Source organism: Thalassoglobus neptunius, assembly GCF_007859735.1.
In the GTDB taxonomy this organism is placed as follows: domain Bacteria; phylum Planctomycetota; class Planctomycetia; order Planctomycetales; family Planctomycetaceae; genus Thalassoglobus; species Thalassoglobus neptunius.
The window spans coordinates 2,489,260-2,506,274 of the sequence record NZ_SIHI01000001.1 but is presented as its reverse complement, the minus strand read 5'-3'; the positions used below and the strand labels follow the sequence as shown (position 1 = coordinate 2,506,274).

At 52.8% G+C, this 17,015-nt stretch carries 15 protein-coding genes; 14 read left to right on the top strand and 1 reads right to left on the bottom strand.

Going from position 1 to position 17,015, the window contains the following annotated elements; translation table 11 throughout:
- Positions 1-8: 8 nt before the first annotated feature.
- The 10 genes from KOR42_RS09815 to KOR42_RS09770 all read left to right on the top strand — a co-directional run bounded on the left by KOR42_RS09815 (position 9) and on the right by KOR42_RS09770 (position 10,666).
- Positions 9-1,199: a M24 family metallopeptidase gene (locus KOR42_RS09815; RefSeq protein WP_146510061.1), complete on the top strand. Its 1,191-nt coding sequence runs from the start codon at positions 9-11 to the stop codon at positions 1,197-1,199.
- Between the two features lie 203 nt (positions 1,200-1,402).
- On the top strand, positions 1,403-2,515 hold the full coding sequence (locus KOR42_RS09810; protein WP_146509242.1) for a GTP-binding protein: 1,113 nt from the start codon (positions 1,403-1,405) through the stop codon (positions 2,513-2,515).
- A 51-nt stretch (positions 2,516-2,566) separates the two neighbouring features.
- Positions 2,567-3,274, top strand: a complete 708-nt coding sequence (locus KOR42_RS09805; RefSeq protein WP_146509240.1) for a polyprenol monophosphomannose synthase — start codon at positions 2,567-2,569, stop codon at positions 3,272-3,274.
- Positions 3,275-3,675: 401 nt separating this feature from the next.
- On the top strand, positions 3,676-5,040 hold the full coding sequence (locus KOR42_RS09800) for a Na(+)-translocating NADH-quinone reductase subunit A (protein ID WP_146509238.1): 1,365 nt from the start codon (positions 3,676-3,678) through the stop codon (positions 5,038-5,040).
- 107 nt (positions 5,041-5,147) lie between these two features.
- Complete coding sequence (locus KOR42_RS09795) at positions 5,148-6,398, top strand: NADH:ubiquinone reductase (Na(+)-transporting) subunit B (protein ID WP_146509236.1); 1,251 nt, start codon at positions 5,148-5,150, stop codon at positions 6,396-6,398.
- Entirely contained in the window at positions 6,388-7,248 is an 861-nt protein-coding gene (locus tag KOR42_RS09790; RefSeq protein ID WP_231740830.1) for a Na(+)-translocating NADH-quinone reductase subunit C, read from the top strand. Before KOR42_RS09795 ends, KOR42_RS09790 begins: the two co-directional genes overlap by 11 nt.
- Before the next feature lie 79 nt (positions 7,249-7,327).
- A complete protein-coding gene (locus KOR42_RS09785) occupies positions 7,328-7,966 on the top strand; it encodes an NADH:ubiquinone reductase (Na(+)-transporting) subunit D (protein ID WP_146509234.1) in 639 nt (212 codons plus the stop codon).
- A 160-nt stretch (positions 7,967-8,126) separates the two neighbouring features.
- On the top strand, positions 8,127-8,726 hold the full coding sequence (gene nqrE / locus KOR42_RS09780) for an NADH:ubiquinone reductase (Na(+)-transporting) subunit E (protein ID WP_231740829.1): 600 nt from the start codon (positions 8,127-8,129) through the stop codon (positions 8,724-8,726).
- Positions 8,727-8,780: 54 nt separating this feature from the next.
- Positions 8,781-9,998 (top strand): NADH:ubiquinone reductase (Na(+)-transporting) subunit F, encoded by a 1,218-nt coding sequence (gene nqrF, locus KOR42_RS09775; RefSeq protein WP_146510059.1) that lies wholly within the window; start codon positions 8,781-8,783, stop codon positions 9,996-9,998.
- Between the two features lie 242 nt (positions 9,999-10,240).
- The gene (locus KOR42_RS09770) at positions 10,241-10,666 is read left to right on the top strand and encodes a GNAT family N-acetyltransferase (RefSeq protein WP_146509230.1); all 426 of its coding nucleotides are present in this window, start codon (positions 10,241-10,243) and stop codon (positions 10,664-10,666) included.
- 166 nt (positions 10,667-10,832) lie between these two features.
- Here the strand turns inward: KOR42_RS09770 and KOR42_RS09765 are convergent, their stop codons facing one another.
- Complete coding sequence (locus KOR42_RS09765; RefSeq protein WP_146509228.1) at positions 10,833-12,074, bottom strand: hypothetical protein; 1,242 nt, start codon at positions 12,072-12,074, stop codon at positions 10,833-10,835.
- 339 nt (positions 12,075-12,413) lie between these two features.
- On the opposite strand from KOR42_RS09765, the gene KOR42_RS09760 reads away from it, so the two are divergent.
- The 4 genes from KOR42_RS09760 (at position 12,414) to KOR42_RS09745 (ending at position 16,938) form a co-directional block, all read left to right on the top strand.
- A complete protein-coding gene (locus tag KOR42_RS09760; protein WP_231740827.1) occupies positions 12,414-13,148 on the top strand; it encodes a hypothetical protein in 735 nt (244 codons plus the stop codon).
- A 159-nt stretch (positions 13,149-13,307) separates the two neighbouring features.
- On the top strand, positions 13,308-14,384 hold the full coding sequence (locus tag KOR42_RS09755) for a prolipoprotein diacylglyceryl transferase (protein ID WP_197441022.1): 1,077 nt from the start codon (positions 13,308-13,310) through the stop codon (positions 14,382-14,384).
- Positions 14,385-14,426: 42 nt separating this feature from the next.
- Positions 14,427-15,608 carry a hypothetical protein gene (locus KOR42_RS09750; protein ID WP_146509222.1) on the top strand — a complete coding sequence of 394 codons (1,182 nt, stop codon included), beginning with the start codon at positions 14,427-14,429 and terminating at the stop codon, positions 15,606-15,608.
- Between the two features lie 133 nt (positions 15,609-15,741).
- A complete protein-coding gene (locus KOR42_RS09745) occupies positions 15,742-16,938 on the top strand; it encodes a hypothetical protein (protein WP_146509220.1) in 1,197 nt (398 codons plus the stop codon).
- The last annotated feature ends 77 nt before the right edge of the window (positions 16,939-17,015 follow it).

Genomic DNA, 17,015 nt, shown 5'->3' with positions numbered 1-17,015 from the left:
GACTGCTAATGTTTGAGCTGGAAAAGATTCAGGAATCGCTTCAGGAACTCGGCCTCGATGGATGGTTGTTGTACGACTTTCGAGGCAGCAATCAGCTGGCACGGAGAGTGATGAAACTCTCCGACGATTCGATGGGATCTCGCCGATGTGTTTATGGCATCCCTGCAGTCGGAGAACCAGTGCGGATCGTGCATCGAATAGAAGATTCGTCGCTTGATCATCTTCCCGGATCGAAGTCGATTTATCTGCGCTGGCAGGAGTTTGAAGCAGCGATTCAAGAATTCGTGGCGGGAAAGAATCGCATCGCCATGGAGTATTCGTTCCAGAACGGAAACCCTTACATTTCTCGCGTTGATGCTGGGACCGTGGAACTGGTTCGCTCGTTCGGAGTGGAAGTTATTTCGTCCGGAGATTTGATCCAACTCTTTGAAGCAGTCTGGACGGACCAGCAATGGGAGATGCATCAGGCAGCATCGAAAGTCACCAATGCAGCGTTTGAACTGGCTTGGAAGTCCATTGCCGACGCGGTTCGATTAAGCGGAGGGATTGAAGAAGCAGCAGTCCGTGATGTGATCATGGACCACTTCGATCGCCACAAGATGACGACCTACCATCCGCCGATTGTCGCTCGTGGTTCTCACTCAGGAATGCCGCATTACGAAACCGGAACCGGCGACGACACGCGCATTCGGTCTGGTGATTTCGTACTCATTGATTTGTGGGCCAAGCTGGACAAACCGGACAGCGTGTACAGTGATCTCACACGGACGGGATTTGTCGGTGAAGACGTTCCGGAAGAATATGTGCGAATCTTCAACATCGTCGCTGCTGCGCGAGACGCCGGAATTGCGGCAGTCGAAGCAGCCATGGAATCCGGGGATCCTCTGCCCGGTGCACAGGTCGACGATGCAGTGAGAGATGTGATCGAAAAAGCTGGCTATGGCCAGTATTTCACGCATCGAACCGGTCACAGCATTGGCCAGGAAGTCCACGGAAACGGAGCGCATCTCGATAATCTCGAAACGAGAGACGAGCGGCTGATTCTTCCCCGGACCTGTTTCTCCATCGAGCCGGGAATTTATCTCCCGGAGTTTGGGGTTCGCTGCGAGGTCGACGTTTATATTGACAAGGATCGGCAAGTTCACGTGACGGGTGGACTTCTTCAGAAGGAAGTTATTCCGATTCTGAGCCAGTATTGATGCGGCGGGCGTTGAAGGCTTTTGCTGACGTGAGTCGTCGAATTGCTTTCTTGTTCCGGCCTTGTTTTCGTCTCACGCAGAATCATGCGGAGCGGCAATGACGGTGGCTGCGTTGTATTTCCGTCTCAGGATGTCCACACTCTTGATGTAGCGATTAAAAGCCCGACGAGAGTAATTCTTCCTCAATTGAGCAGGTGAAATCGATGGCTCATCGAATTCGATACATCATGATCGGTGGCTTTCTTGGTGCCGGTAAGACAACGACGCTTGGAAAATTGGCGGCCCACTACAGAGAGCAGGGTTTAAACGTCGGCATTGTGACCAATGATCAGGCGAGCGATCTTGTCGATACTAATACGTTGCGCGGAATGGGTTTTGACGTTGGGGAAGTTGCTGGCGCCTGTTTCTGCTGCAACTTCAACGAGCTCATCGACACCATGGGGAACCTTTCGGCCGAGCAAAGGCCGGATGTGATTCTCGCAGAACCGGTCGGAAGCTGTACCGATCTCGTCGCGACCGTGATTCAGCCGATCAAGCAACTCTTCGATGCGGAATTCGACATTGCTCCCTATCCAGTGATTCTCAAACCGAGCCATGGAATCCGGATTCTCAAAAATGAGCAGCGGAGAGGGTTTTCTCCGAAAGCGGAGTACATTCTTAAGAAGCAGCTCGAAGAAGCGGACTTGATCCTCATCAATCGCATTGATGAATTGACCAACGAAGAAATCGAAGAGATCTCTGCCCTCTGTGATCAACAGCTTCCCGGAACGCCGCTGATTCGTATGTCTGCAAAGACTGGTTCCGGAATTCCTGAGCTTGTTGAGTTTCTCTCGCAGGATGGGGACTTCGGGAAGAAGATCCTCGACATCGATTACGACATCTATGCTGATGGAGAAGCGGAGCTCGGTTGGCTCAACAGCAGCTTGACGCTCACAAGTGAAAACGAATTCGATCTGGATTCGTTCCTGTTCGGGGTTGTCGAAACTCTTCAGACAAAGCTCGAAGAGGCCAATCTTGAGCCCGCCCATTTGAAGGCCATTGGACTTTGGGAAGGGTTTTTCGGTGTTGCAAATCTGATCAGCAGCGACACAAAAGTGGAACTGTCTCTTCCGTCGAATCAAAAGGCTCGAACCTCCGAAGTGATCATCAACGCTCGCGTGGCGTGTGATCCGGAACTCCTTGAAACGCTGGTGAACGAAGCTGTGGCTGATGTCGCTGCGAAACAGGACGTGAACTTCGAGTTTCGTCAGACTCAGCGGTTCCGTCCCGGTCGACCTGTTCCGACGCACCGGGTTTCGACTCCGGTCGGATCCTGATCGGTCTGGTGTGACAGTGGAAACAGCGAAAAGCCTAGATTGTGAGCTGACATGATGTCTGGATCACTTCTTGTGACTCTCTGCACTTACAACGAACGCGAGAATCTCGAACAGTTGATTCCGGAGATTTTCGAATACGTTCCCGAAGCATCCATCCTGGTCGTCGACGATAATTCGCCCGATGGAACCGGCGAGTACGTTGATGAATTGGCGCGTGAGAATTCCAAAATTCATGCAATTCATCGCTCGGGAAAGCTTGGGTTGGGAACAGCGACAGTTGCAGCGTTTAACTACGGGATCGAGAATAAGTTCGATCTGCTGTTGAATCTCGATGCTGACTTCTCTCATCCGCCGCGGTTTATGCCTTCGATGATTGAGAAGACAGATGAATACGACGTCGTGATCGGTTCGCGTTACGTTCCGGGAGGGGAAATTGTGGGATGGGGCGCGAAACGCCACTTCATGAGTCGGGGGATCAATTTCTATGCGAAGGCAATGCTGGGGCTGAAGACGCTCGACAATTCCGGGAGTTTTCGTTGCTACCGGGTCTCCAAACTCGCTGAAGTCGACTGGTCTCAGTCAAAGGCGAAAGGCTATGCGTTTCAGGAGGAGATTCTCTATCGGCTGCGGCGTGTCGGGGCGACATTTGCCGAGGTTCCGATCACCTTCGAGGAACGGCGATTTGGAGTGACGAAGATTAATATGAAAGAAGCTGTCTCCGCCGCTTGGGTTCTGATGAGTCTCCGCTTCCGCAGCTGATCTCTTTTCGGTCAGACAGGGGCGCGCGGATTTGTTCCGGGATCCATCAGGGAATCAGCGTGCGTTGATGGGATGTGGCGTCCTGGTGCTGAAATGGTCACCGGAATTGAGACTGCATTCTTGATTGTGAGAGAGTTCGTGGCATTCGTGCTTAGAGAAACAAAGATCTCTTGGAGAAGGTTCGCGAGATCGCTTCAATTCTCATTCTTCGCGTGTATCATTTGAACGCGTGTGGTGACGAGTTTGTGTTCAAGCTCGAATGATGTCTTCCTTTAAAATTCTTGATGACGTTCCCTTGTTGAACTCTCTGTGATACTGGCTTGTCGCAGACTTTGGACTTCCAAGGGCCATCGAGTTGGACCACTGAGAGGAGAGCGAGACGATCGCTCTACCAAGACCGTATGCCGATTCGGATCCGACGAGGCCTCGACCTGCCGATTTCTGGAGTCCCTGATCAGGAGATTGATCGCGGGGCGGCTGTGACACGTGTGGCATTGCTGGGAGACGACTATGTTGGCATGAAGCCAACCATGCTCGTGCAAGCTGGCGATTCGGTTGAACTTGGCGCCCCACTGTTTGAAGACAAAAAGAATCCCGGAGTCGCTTTCACTTCCCCCGGTTGCGGACGCGTGGTCGAAGTGAATCGTGGAGACAAGCGTCGATTTCAATCAGTTGTGATCGAGCTTGAAGGTGACGGCCAGAAAACATTTCAGTCATATCAGAACAAAGACCTGCAGACTCTCGATCGGGAATCTGTCGTTCAAAACCTCGTTCAATCCGGGTTGTGGACATCTTTTCGACGTCGACCCTACAGTAAAGTTCCTCAGCTGAGCGAAGAGCCGTTTGCGATCTTCGTGCAAGCGATGGATACCCGGCCTCTCGCGGCGTTCCCCGGATTGGTCATTGATGAGCATCCCGCTCATTTCCGATACGGGTTGCAAGTGCTGACGCGATTGACCGCTGGGACGGTCTACGTTTGCTCGGCACCCGGCTTCGATATTCCCGGAACCAACCCCGACGACGCCCCGGTGGAAGGTGTTGAGCTGCAACAGTTCGACGGCCCACATCCAGCCGGACTCGCAGGGACTCATATTCATAAGCTGGCAGCTGCCAGTGACAAGCGTCCTTCGTGGTATTTGAATTATCAGGACGTGATTGCGATTGGAAAATTGTTTGTCACAGGTGAGTTGTCGGTCGATCGCGTGATCTCACTGGCGGGACCGCAAGTGACACGGCCTCGATTGTTGCGAACACGGATCGGGGCCTCAATCGACGAATTAACTGCTGGAGAACTCGCATCGGGTGAAAACCGGGTGATCTCCGGATCTGTGCTTCGAGGGTGTATTGCTGAAGGCCCCTACGCTTATCTGGGACGCTATGATCTGCAGGTTTCTGCACTTCTCGAAGGTCGCGACCGCGAATTCCTCGGATGGCAGAGTCCTGGATTTGACAAGTTTTCCGTCAAGCCTGTGTATGCCTCAGCTGTTGCCGGAGACGGGCAGAATTTTGCGATGACGACAAACCGCAATGGGAGTGATCGAGCGGTCATTCCCATCGGAGCCTATGAACAAGTCATGCCTCTCGATATCGAACCGACCGCACTTGTGAAAGCGCTTCTGGTGGGTGATACGGAGCAGGCGCAACTCCTCGGGGCAACAGAGCTTGACGAAGAAGATCTCGCGCTCCTCACTTTTGTTGATCCGGGTAAACACGATTTTGGACCTGTCCTGCGGGACGTGCTCACTCGAATTGAGCGAGAAGGCTAGATTCTGTTCGTGCTCGTAAGTACGTCGTGAATCTGAAATGACTGAGATAGCACCGGATCTGTGATCGAAATTTTGTGACCCACTGTTGATCAGCCGACTGGCACCCCATGAAGTTCCTGAGGAAAAAGCTCGACGAGCTCCACACCCACGTCAAACCGGGTGGGAAGTATGAGAAATTCTATGCCATCTACGAGATGGCAGATACGTTTCTCTATACCCCAGATCTCGTGACGCGTGGCCAGACCCATGTCCGCGATGGCCTGGATCTCAAGCGAATGATGATCATGGTCGTCGTCGCGTTGGGACCTTGCATCTTGATGGCCATGTACAATACCGGCTATCAGACGAATGTCGCGATTCAGGCACTTGTTGAGAGTGGCGAAATCTCGCAAGCGACCGCCGGAGGATGGCGGGGCGCGATCATGGACCCGATTGGGTACAGCCCCGGGAACTTCGTTTCCTGTTTCCTGCTGGGAGCGTTGTACTTCCTGCCGATCTTCATCGTGACGCAAATTGCCGGGGGAGCGTGCGAGGTAGTTTTTGCCTCGATTCGCAAGCATGAAATTAACGAAGGTTTTCTCGTCACAGGGATGCTCTATCCACTGACGTTGCCTCCCACAATCCCGTTGTGGCAGGTGGCGATTGGCATTATCTTCGGCGTGGTGGTCGGAAAAGAAATCTTCGGCGGGACTGGAAAGAACTTCCTGAATCCGGCACTGACCGCCCGAGCTTTCCTGTACTTCGCCTATCCTGCACAGATGAGTGGGGATAAGGTTTGGGTCGCCACACCTGTTGACGGCTACTCCGCGGCGACATCGCTCGGAGCACTGGCTGATCCCGAGCAACATGCGGGAATGGCGGTCATTACTGAACAGCTGGGGATTTCCTGGTCACAGGCGTTTTTCGGATTCATTCCAGGTTCGATGGGGGAAACCTCGACGCTGGCCTGTCTGCTCGGGGCGATTATTCTCGTCGCGACCGGAATCGGGTCGTGGCGAATCATGGTGAGTGTGCTCGTTGGAGCACTCGGATCGGCCTGGCTGTTTAATCTCGGTGTGACTGCCGAAACCCCGAACATGTTCCTGATGCCTCCTCACTGGCATCTCGTCGTGGGAGGACTGGCATTCGGCCTGGTCTTTATGGCGACAGATCCTGTTTCAGCAACGATGACTGAAAAAGGAAAGTGGATTTACGGCCTGGTGATTGGAGTCACGACAACCCTTGTCCGCGTCATCAATCCGGGGTATCCGGAAGGGATTATGCTGGCAATTCTGTTTGGAAACGTGGTCGCTCCCTTGATCGATTACTGCGTCATTCAACTTAACATTCGACGAAGGCGAGTTCGCTGTGGACTCTGAAAACGAACTGAACGACAACTTGAACGACGCTGCGGAGGAAACTCATGAGAGTTTCAATCCGAACAGCTTCATCGGCACACTTTCCGTCGCCGTTGTCTTGTGTCTGGTTTGCTCACTGGTCGTCTCGGTTGCAGCTGTTGCCCTGAGACCGATTCAGCAGCGCAATCAGGAAAACAAGATGAAGCGGAATGTTCTGATCGCTGCTGGTCTGTGGGATCCCGAAACGTCCACCGATCAAGACATCCCCGAGATGTTCAAGTCGATCGAAACAGTCGCTGTGAACCTGCCCGGTCGTGCGGAAGATGCCCCCATTCCAGGGACTCTGAACGAAGAGGTCGATCTGAACACCTACAATCAGGTGAAAGCAGCGAAGGACCCCCATCAGAGCATTTTTATTGCAGATGAAGACGTTGACGATATCGCAGGAATTAAGCGTCGCGAAACGGTCGGCTTGGCGTATTTGGTCAATGACTCCTCCGGGAAGTTGGAAACCGTCGTCGTTCCGATCTATGGCAAGGGACTGTGGTCCACTCTTTACGGATACATTGCACTCGAAGCCGATTGCCGAACAGTCCGCGGAATTACCTTCTACCAGCACGGGGAAACACCGGGGCTGGGAGGAGAGGTCGACAATCCCAAATGGAAAGCCCAGTGGGTCGGCAAAGAGATCATCAGCGCAGATGGTGTGCCTGATTTGAAGGTCACCAAACCCGGGAACGCGACGGCGGACAATCAGGTGGATGGTCTCTCAGGCGCGACCATTACATCGAGTGGTGTTGAGAGAACTGTGCGGTATTGGCTGGGAGAGGATGCTTACGGGCCGTTCCTCGATCGGATTCGTGAGCAGTAGTTCAGTAACAAGTATGAGGATGTGAGGCGAACCTCACCTGTGTGTGAGCCGTGTTCGCGTCATTTGAAGAGTATCAAATATGGCAGCCAGTAAGACGACTGACGTACTGTTTGACCCCGTCTTCAAGAGCAACCCGATTGCGCTTCAGGTTCTCGGGATTTGTTCTGCGCTGGCCGTGACGACTCAGCTCGATAAAGCCCTCGTCATGTCCTTGGCGGTGACTGTCGTTGTTGCCTGTTCGAATGCGATCATTGCGTTGATTCGGAACTTTATCCCGAACAGCATTCGAATCATCGTTCAGATGACCGTGATTTCATCGCTGGTGATTGTCGTCGATCAAATTCTGAAAGCGTTCGTTCCGTCTGTGGCGGATCAGCTTTCCGTGTTCGTGGGACTGATCATCACAAACTGTATCGTGATGGGACGTGCCGAAGGCTTCGCCATGAAGAACGGCGTTTTCCGGAGCTTCCTTGATGGCGTTGGAAACGGATTGGGTTACTCATTGATTTTGGTTGCGGTTGGATTCTTCCGCGAGTTGCTCGGTTCCGGAACGTTGCTGGGATTCACGATTCTGCCGCTTGCGACAGAAGGCGGCTTTTACGTTCGCAATGGACTCATGCTCACTCCACCGAGTGCGTTTTTCCTGATTGGACTCTTCATTTGGGTCTTGCGTTCGTTCCGAACGGATCAGGCAGCGAAAGATCCAACACGAGATTAATGAGACAAGGTTCCGGTCAGAACGAACCAAACGAAGAGTTGAAGCGACATTAGAGTTTGTCACAGGCAGTCAGCGTCACAGAGTTTGCAAAGCAGAGCAGCGAACGACAGAGACTAACCGAGGTTGAGGTCAGAAAATGACGCTCGAAGAAATAGGCAGTATGTTTTTCAAGTCAGTGTTCTCAGAGAATCTGGCTCTCGCATTCTTTCTTGGAATGTGCACGTTTCTGGCTGTCTCCAAGACCGTCAAGAACGCATTCATGCTGGGAATTGCGGTCATCGTCGTGCAAGGCGTGACCGTTCCTGTGAACAATGTGATCTACCGAAATTTCCTTCGCGAGGGAGCTCTTTCCTGGACGGGAATTTCCTACTTGAATAACGTCGATCTCAGCTTTCTGGGATTGATCAGCTTTATTGGCACGATTGCGGCCATGGTGCAGATTCTCGAATTGTTTCTGGACCGCTACCTGCCCGCTCTCTACAACACTCTTGGAATTTTCCTGCCGCTGATCACAGTGAACTGTGCGATTCTTGGTGGTTCGCTCTTCATGCAGGAGCGTGATTACACGCTTGCGGAAAGTGTGACTTACGGATTTTCGAGCGGAGTTGGTTGGGCGCTGGCCATTTGTTGCCTGGCTGGTGTTCGTGAAAAACTGAGGTACAGCGACATTCCGGAAGGGCTTCGCGGCCTCGGAATTACCTTCATTACCGTCGGCTTGATGGCGATGGCATTCATGGCATTTGGTGGAATTGATATCTGATTCGAGTTGTCGCCCGACTCGCTTCTTCACCCTCAACCTGATCTCGCAATCGTGATTGAAATCCTCCTCGGCATTTTGTTTTTCACCGTGATCGTCATCATTCTGGTGCTGTGCATCCAGTTGGCGAAGAAGCTTCTGGTTCCGTCTGGTGATGTCACCATTGTCGTGAACAATCAGAAGACTTTGACCGTACCGACTGGTGGAAAGCTTCTGAACGCACTCGCGGAGAATAAGATCTTCGTTTCTTCCGCCTGTGGTGGAGGAGGAACTTGTGCTCAGTGCAAAGTGAAAATTCACGCCGGGGGAGGAGACATTCTCCCGACGGAAAAAACACACATCAATAAGAAGCAAGAGCGTGAAGGCGAACGGCTTTCCTGTCAGGTGACTGTGAAGCAGGACATGGAAGTTGAAGTCCCGCCCGAAGTCTTCGAAACGAAGAAGTGGGAATGTACGGTTCGGTCGAATAACAACGTTGCCACCTTCATCAAAGAACTGGTTCTGGAACTCCCCGCGGATGAAGCTGTCGACTTCAAGCCGGGTGGATACATTCAGATTGATGTTCCAGCCCATGAAGTCGATTACAAAAACTTCGCGATTGAAGAGGAATACCACGAAGACTGGGACAAGTTCGACATCTGGCGTTTTAAGTCAGTGGTGAAAGAACCTGTCTATCGTGCTTACTCGATGGCGAACTATCCCGGGGAAAAGGGCGTGATCATGCTCAACGTGCGGATTGCATCTCCGCCGCCCCGCATGCCGGATGTTCCTCCCGGAAAAGTTTCGAGTTACATCTTCGGGCTCAAGCCCGGGGACAAAGTCACCATTTCCGGTCCTTACGGTGAGTTCTTCATCAAAGAGACCAAGAATGAAATGGTCTACATCGGCGGTGGTGCCGGAATGGCTCCGTTGCGGTCTCACATTTTCGAGCTGCTGAAAGAACGAAACAGCGACCGGAAGATCTCGTACTGGTACGGGGGACGGTCCGCTCGAGAACTGTTTTACGTCGATGAATTCCGTGAATTGGAAGAAAAGCATCCGAACTTCCAGTTCAATATCGCGCTTTCCGATCCGCTTCCTGAGGACAACTGGACAGGTTATACCGGGTTCATTCATCAAGTGCTGCATGATGAATATCTGAAGAACCATCCTGCTCCCGAAGACGTCGAGTACTACATCTGTGGTCCACCGATGATGCTTCAGGCGGTGCTGAATATGCTGGACAGCCTCGGAGTTGAACCCGATAATATTGCATACGACGACTTTGGTGGTTAGAGCGAGTCGCTCTTTCATCTGGATCGTCTTCTGCAAGAGTCAGTTCATCGCGGGTATTCAGCGGTCAGCTTCAGCAGTCCGACTTTCATCACATGAAGCGGTTTCAGCGGATCGCTTCAAATCGCTCCGAACTGTGATTTCGTCGATGCATGGATAAGTCCCTGTTTGCAGGAGCGACCTCGCGGATTCCCTCGTGAGCTGCGTCGCAAGTTGTCATTCCGTCTGATTCAAGGGGGCTCAATGTGAGTCGAAGTATCTGGGTTGGGTCATTTGAGGAGCTGGGCCCAATTGTGATCCCGATTCGGGAGCAGGTCTTCGTCGTTGAACAGGGTGTTCCGCCAGAAATCGAGCGGGACGACCGGGATGAGGTCTCTCAGCATGTCGTCTTGGTGGAAGATGGATTGTTCGTGGGCACAGGGCGAATCGATCTGGAACACGATGGAAAGATTGGACGGTTGGCTGTTCTGGAGCGATCGAGAAATCGTAATTTCGGAACGCTGATCATGCGGGCTCTCGAGGAAATTGCCAAGCGGGAAGATCTCGTGAGCGTCTGGCTGCACTCTCAAACTGTGGTTATTCCATTCTACCGACAGTTGGGCTACGTCGAAGATGGTGATTCATTCACCGAAGCTGGGATCTCTCATGTTCTGATGCGCAAAGAACTGTAAGCGAGATTGCGGAGTTCTTCGGCGACTCGCTGAAACCGAAAGGTGAAGTCACTCTTACTACGAAAAAAAACCTCCGGATCGAATGCGGTCCGAAGGGCTTTTTTATTGGGAGGAGCTGTCACGCGACACCGAGGGGTATCGATGCCGCGCGACAGTGGCGTTCGGTTTACTCTTCAATTTCTGGGCGGGCAGGTCGGTCTGTCCGTTCTTCGGGTCTTCCTCGTCCGAAGCCGGGGCGATCGCCGTCTCGACGTCGGCCGCCAGCCATTGCTTCGAATTCATCAGCGGTGAGTTTTCCGTCCCCGTTGGTATCGAGACGATCAAAGCCTTCAGCCATTCGTTCGGGGGCTTCTGACTTTGAGATTGCTCCGTCTTTGTCGGTGTCGAACCGTTCGATGAAGCCTTCCATCGGGTTCGGTCCTCGTCCTTGTCCTGGACCTCTGTCACCAAATCGTCCGCGTGGTCCGCCTTCGGGCCGATCTCGTTCAGGTCGGTCGCCTTCTGGACGCCCGCGTTCCGGACGATCCGAAGCTCCCTCGGGGCGATCACCGGGTTCTGGTCGACCAAATGGTGGTCGTCCGTCGCCTCGACCCATCGCCATTCCAGGTGGTCGGTCGCCATCGAATCCCATGAGTTCACGGTCGTCGAGTTCTCCGTCGTCGTTGGCATCGAGTTCCCGGAAGAGTTTTCCGACTTCCAGTGCTTCCGCCTTGCTGATTGATCCGTTTCGGTCAGCGTCCAGAATCCGCATGAATGCGAATCCGCCACCACGGGGTGGGCGACCAAATTCCGGGCGGCCACCTTCTCGGCGTTCGGCATCTTCGCGATCGTCTCGGTTTCGGGAGGAGTATCGATCAGGTCGGTCACGCTGCATTGCGGATTCATCATCGTCACGAGATGGTCGGTCGCTCCGATCGCGTCCTCGCATTCGATTCATCTGTTCGAGGTCAATTTCGTCGGTTCCGAGTCGATCCATGATCGACTGGAGGCGTTCTCGCATTTGTTCCGGAGCTTCATCGATGGTGAGTTTTCCATCCTCGTTTTTGTCGAAGCGAGCGAAGAAATCAGATCCGCCGGGGCCTCCTGGACCACGTCCTTGACCTGGGCGTCCCTGGCCGAATCGACCTTCTCCGGGACGTCGACTTGGATCGCGGTCCTGAGGTGCGTCGTCCTCGGTGAGAGTGGCTTGATACTCTGCCTGTGAGAGTTTTCCGTCTTCATTTTTGTCGCCGGATCGAACGAGACGATCGAAGAATCGCTGTTGGGCTTCCGGAACTTCTTCAGCGGTCAAGATTCCGTCTTCGTTGGCGTCGAGCCGTTGAAAAACATCATCTGCGTCTTGTGCGAACAGTGGGGCAGAGAGCCCGCAGGTCGTCAGGACGGTTGCGAGCAGTGTCAACCGATTCATGATGAAAATCCTCGTGTTGGAAAATTTGTGGGTGAATTGCTTGTGATGGGACGTTGGGATTCAAACACCGCAAACAATGCAATGTTTCGAAACACTTCCGCTGAACGCCCGAACCCGACTCAAAATCTGGATTTTCGGGAAAAACTTGGACAATCTGAGGCTCCCCCTTGAGGAATCGGAATTGCGGGTACGTATAATTTGAGACGAGGCGATATGCGCTGATTTGAGTGCGACGTTTCTGAGGGAGTGCCGCTTCGTATTATTTCTTTCAGGGATTCTCTCAGCTGTTTGGTCTTTCACTCTTATTGAGATATGAGGTGACTCGTCATGATCCAAGTGATGGAAAGTCCCGAGGTTGAAGCTGGGGAAACCAGCAATGTTCCATCGGACTTCGGGGTTGGAGCCGATGGGTTCAACGAATTCAATTACCGTCCGGTTCCCGTGATCGCGGTATCCGGGCTGGTGGTGGCATTGCTCTCCTTCATTGGAGTGTTCGTCTGGTTGGCGCTTCCGTTGTGCCTGATCGGATTGGTGCTGAGTGTGGCGGCAATTGTCGTCATTCGACGTTCAAAAGGAGCCTACGGCGGGACATTCGTGGCTGCGTCTGGAGTGATCTTGTCGACTCTCTTTTTCGCGGGTGGAATCGCGCTTCAGATTTACATCTATCAGACAGAGGTTCCCGACGGTTATACTCGTGTCAGCTTTGTGAAAGACATTGCGGACAAGCCGCTTGTGCCCCAAGGGGAAGTGGCAGATGTTCATCCGGATGTGAAATCTTTGGATGGCAAAAAGGTCTTCCTGAAGGGATACATTTATCAGACAGGGAAGATGAAAGACCTGCATTCATTTCTGTTTGTCAAAGACAATCAGGATTGCTGCTTCGGAGCCAATCCAGCTGTCACTGACCGAGTTGGCGTGGTGATGCAAGATGGGAACTCCATCGATTACGTCGGCGGGAAAGTGGCGATTGCCGGGACGTTCCGAATCAATAATGAGTTCACGAATACCGATCAGTTGGAACCGCTTTACATTCTGGATGGGGAACTATTCACCACCCGAGTGAGCGATTTCTAACTCAATCGACCGAAGGAATGCCGTCGCTGGGAAGTGTCGAGACCTTGTCTTCAGCTTCGATGTGATTCGCCTTCGATGCTCACTCACAAGAGTTTGTGCACCGTGTGCACCAGACAGCCTTGTAACGACTGGGAGACTTCTCAACTGATGTCTAAATTCATGAAAACGCGCGCTTCGCACCAGTTGATGAGTGACTCGGTCTGCTTTTTGGGTTTCCTGGTGGTGATCGTGTCGTTCAATATGCTGGGCTGTTCCGGGCAGGACGATGGGTTTCGCGAGATCGAGGTTTCCGACAATTCCAGCGAGGAACCGGAATCCGAAATCGAACTTCAAAGCAGCGACATTGGTGCTGCAGAGACAACGGGCGCTCAGCAGGGCGAGGACGTCGATTCCGAATCTGTCGCGGTTGATGCAACGGTGACGCCGTCCCAAGGAATGGAACCGACTGAAGCTTCGAACGATCAAGCAAGTGACGCTGATGATTCGTTATCAGAAGTTCAAGCTGATGCAGGCTCGGGACAAGCTCCGACCGGCGACGATGCAGCTGTCGAATCTGAGCCAATGCCGACTCCGAACGTGAATTCAGAGGAGTCGCTCGCGAGCCTGGATAGTAATGCTTCTCCCACTCTCGATTCCGAAAACCCGGATGCAGATCCCGAGGCGGAATCTGCGGAAGAAACTGACCCGTCGGAGAACGCCAAACCAAATCGACCGCGGAGCCTTGAGGAAGAGATGGCTGCGATGAGAGCCAAGTTGCTCGGATTGTCGGACGATGCAGCCGGAGGTGAACCGAGGGAAATCAAGTTGTTGATTCCCAATAAAGAATTTTCTCGGGACGAAAAGACCGGGGCGCTTCGAATCACTTTCGATGACATTGATCTTCTGAAAGTGCTGAACATGGAGCCGGTCCCGGTCGACGCGGACAAGCATCTTCCGAACTGGTTGACAGAACTGGATGGTCAGCGGATTGTCTTGAGAGGCTGGATGTTTCCGACGGTCAAGTCGGAAGGGATCAAACGCTTTCTGTTCGTCCGGGACAATGGGATTTGCTGTTTTGGACGAATGGCCAAGCTTTATGATAAACTGGGGGTCACCTTAAAAGAGGGCGAAACAACTCGATACATTGAAGGTCGCCCGTTTGATGTCGTCGGGACTTTTGTTCTTGACCCGTGGATTCTCGATGACGAACTCGATCTGCTCTACCACATCGAAGATGCTGAAGTTCTTGAACATTAAGAGCAGGCAGTTGCAGTGATCAGCCGGAAAAGGAATTGTTTCATGTTGTATTCTCTTGCTCGTCGTGTCGTTGTGGCGGCATTCCTCAGTTGCGCATTGATGTTCGCCAGTTCCGCATGGGCCTGTCCGTTCTGCTCTGCTCCGTCGTTGACTCTGACTGAGCAGTTGAATGCTTCGCAGGCGGCAGTTCTGGTTCAATGGTCGGGAGGAGAGGAGCCCAATCGAGAAAAGAGCTTCGCGGGAACGACCAATTACGAGGTTCTGGAAATCGTTCACGATGATTCAGGAAGTCTTGAGAAGGAGCAGGTTCTCCAACTCGACCGATATCGAGCTGCTCAAAAAGGAGATTTGTTCGTTCTGCTTGGGACTCTCAGCGACGGAAGGATCGAATGGAGCAGTCCGCTCGAAGTGACCGAAGCGAGCTACAACTACATGCGGCAGGCTCCAACCAAGGAAGCAGCGACTACCGAACGTCTTGCTTACTTCATGAAGTTTCTTGAGTATCCGGACAAGCTGATTGCTGACGATGCTTACGGAGAATTCGCAAACGCACCGTATGAGGATATTGTTCCCCTGCGTTCTGTAATGCCTCGCGAAGATCTCCGGAAATGGCTCAGCGATCCTCAGACCACTCCGACCCGTTATGGTCTTTACGGGTTGATGTTGGGGTTGTGTGGGCAGGAAGAGGACGCGGAGTTTCTCAAGAATATGATTCTGGAAGAGACCGACGATTTCCGCCTGGGGATTGATGGTGTGATGGGAGGATATCTGGTCCTGACCGGCGACAAGGGGCTTGATGTTCTCGATGAATCAAAACTCGCCAACCGAGACGTTCCGTTCAGTGAGACATTCGCTGCCATGCAGGCACTGCGATTCATGTGGACTTGTGGCGATGGGGAAATCGCTCCGGAGCGGCTTCGCCAATCGATGCGAATCTTGCTGGATCGTCCAAATCTCGCCGATCTGGTTATCGTCGATCTGGCTCGATGGAAAGACGTGAGTGTGATGGATCGGCTGATCACGATCTACAACTCTGAGGAGTACAACGTTCCCTCAATCAAACGCTCGATCGTTCGGTATTTTCTGATCACGGAAAAAGATTCGACGACGACTGCGGATGGCGGAGTCCCGGAACACGTTGCCAAGGCCAAGGAATATCTTGCGAAACTTCGTGAGGAAGATCCGAAGACCGTGAAGGCGGCCGAGCGTTACTTCTTCGACTGATCGGATTTTTTCAACTGATCTCCGCTGCTCCAGATTGGCGTTTCTCGACAACTCCGAACGTGCTATGACTCCGCGTGAGTTGGGTTCGTTCAAACGAGTGAACAGAAACGCCATCTGATCGAGCGGGGCAGAAATGCGAATCACGACATCTACAAAACGGCTCGGTCTCTCACTCGTTTTGATCGCGTGCTTTGGGATCATCTTTCATCAGACGACTCTCGCGTGTCCGTTTTGCATGGAACCGCAGCGGACGCTAACTGAATACGCAGCTGACGCAGAATTCGTCGCGGTCGCTGTCTTTGTTGATCGTGATTCAAGCGATGAAGCGACTTCCGAAGATGTCCCGGTTTCGGGTTGGCGAATCGAAAAAGTTCTGAAGTCGAAGGGCAAACTTCTGAGCCGGGGAGATTCGGTTCGGTCGGAGCAACTTCCGGAGGCCCGGTCGAATGATCGATATCTCATCTTCGGTCAGAGTGATGCGGAGTCCGTGAAGTGGAATTCAATTGTGGATTCCAATCTGCGCATCGAACTGTATTTTCAGGGTCTACTTGAAACCCGTCCGGATTCTCGGCTGAAGTATTGCATCGACCATCTTGAGCACAGCGATCCCGAAATCGCGATGGATGCGTATTCAGAGTTTGCGAAAGTTTCCGCGACGGATGTTGCTGCTTTGCGAGAATCTCTCCCGCGTGTTCGATTGAGAGAGTGGATTGATACCGTTGACGAGTCACCGGGGCGATGGACACGGGTCGGGCTTTATGGGCTGATGTTGGGCTATTGCGGGGAAGCGGAGGATGCGGACTTTCTAGCGGAGACCATTTTTCGCCCGACAACCGAAGTTCGTATCGGATTGAATGGTCTGATTGCGGGCTATCTTTTGCTGACTTCAGAGGATGGGCTGACTCAGGTTGATGAGAAGTTTCTCGACAATCCCGCAGCGACTCGAGACGCTCGGTTTTCGACGATGCAGGCACTTCGGTTTCTTTGGGAGTCCAAAGATCATGAGATTTCGCCCGATCGCTTGAAGAATTCAATGCGAAAGCTGTTGAAGAATCCGGAGTTGGCGATGCTGGCTGTGATCGACTTAACTCGCTGGCAGGACTGGGACGCACTCAATCTCATCGATGAATTGAGAAACAGCCCGGACCATTCGGACTCCGCGACCCAGCGAACAATTGTTCGATACCTGCTGGCTGCTGCGGATGCTTGTGACTCGGAAGCGAACCCGGGTTGCCACGAAATCGCCACGAAAGCGAAGCAATTGGTGGAAGAAATCCGCATGACCAACCCGCAACTGGTCAGATTTGCCGAACGAAGCATGTTCGATTAGGGCAGAAGACTCTCTGGGCTTCGCAGATTCTCAGAATCGTGGTAGATGACATTTCCCAAAGTTCAACATTCGTTCAT

Excerpts from the sequence above, each read along its gene's own strand:
- KOR42_RS09815 (WP_146510061.1), top strand. The coding sequence starts at position 9 with ATGTTTGAGCTGGAAAAGATTCAGGAATCGCTTCAGGAACTCGGCCTC.
- KOR42_RS09810 (WP_146509242.1), top strand. The coding sequence starts at position 1,403 with ATGGCTCATCGAATTCGATACATCATGATCGGTGGCTTTCTTGGTGCC.
- KOR42_RS09805 (WP_146509240.1), top strand. The coding sequence starts at position 2,567 with ATGATGTCTGGATCACTTCTTGTGACTCTCTGCACTTACAACGAACGC.
- KOR42_RS09800 (WP_146509238.1), top strand. The coding sequence starts at position 3,676 with ATGCCGATTCGGATCCGACGAGGCCTCGACCTGCCGATTTCTGGAGTC.
- KOR42_RS09795 (WP_146509236.1), top strand. The coding sequence starts at position 5,148 with ATGAAGTTCCTGAGGAAAAAGCTCGACGAGCTCCACACCCACGTCAAA.
- KOR42_RS09785 (WP_146509234.1), top strand. The coding sequence starts at position 7,328 with ATGGCAGCCAGTAAGACGACTGACGTACTGTTTGACCCCGTCTTCAAG.
- nqrE (WP_231740829.1), top strand. The coding sequence starts at position 8,127 with ATGTTTTTCAAGTCAGTGTTCTCAGAGAATCTGGCTCTCGCATTCTTT.
- KOR42_RS09765 (WP_146509228.1), bottom strand. The coding sequence starts at position 12,074 with ATGAATCGGTTGACACTGCTCGCAACCGTCCTGACGACCTGCGGGCTC.
- KOR42_RS09760 (WP_231740827.1), top strand. The coding sequence starts at position 12,414 with ATGGAAAGTCCCGAGGTTGAAGCTGGGGAAACCAGCAATGTTCCATCG.
- KOR42_RS09755 (WP_197441022.1), top strand. The coding sequence starts at position 13,308 with ATGAAAACGCGCGCTTCGCACCAGTTGATGAGTGACTCGGTCTGCTTT.
- KOR42_RS09750 (WP_146509222.1), top strand. The coding sequence starts at position 14,427 with ATGTTGTATTCTCTTGCTCGTCGTGTCGTTGTGGCGGCATTCCTCAGT.
- KOR42_RS09745 (WP_146509220.1), top strand. The coding sequence starts at position 15,742 with ATGCGAATCACGACATCTACAAAACGGCTCGGTCTCTCACTCGTTTTG.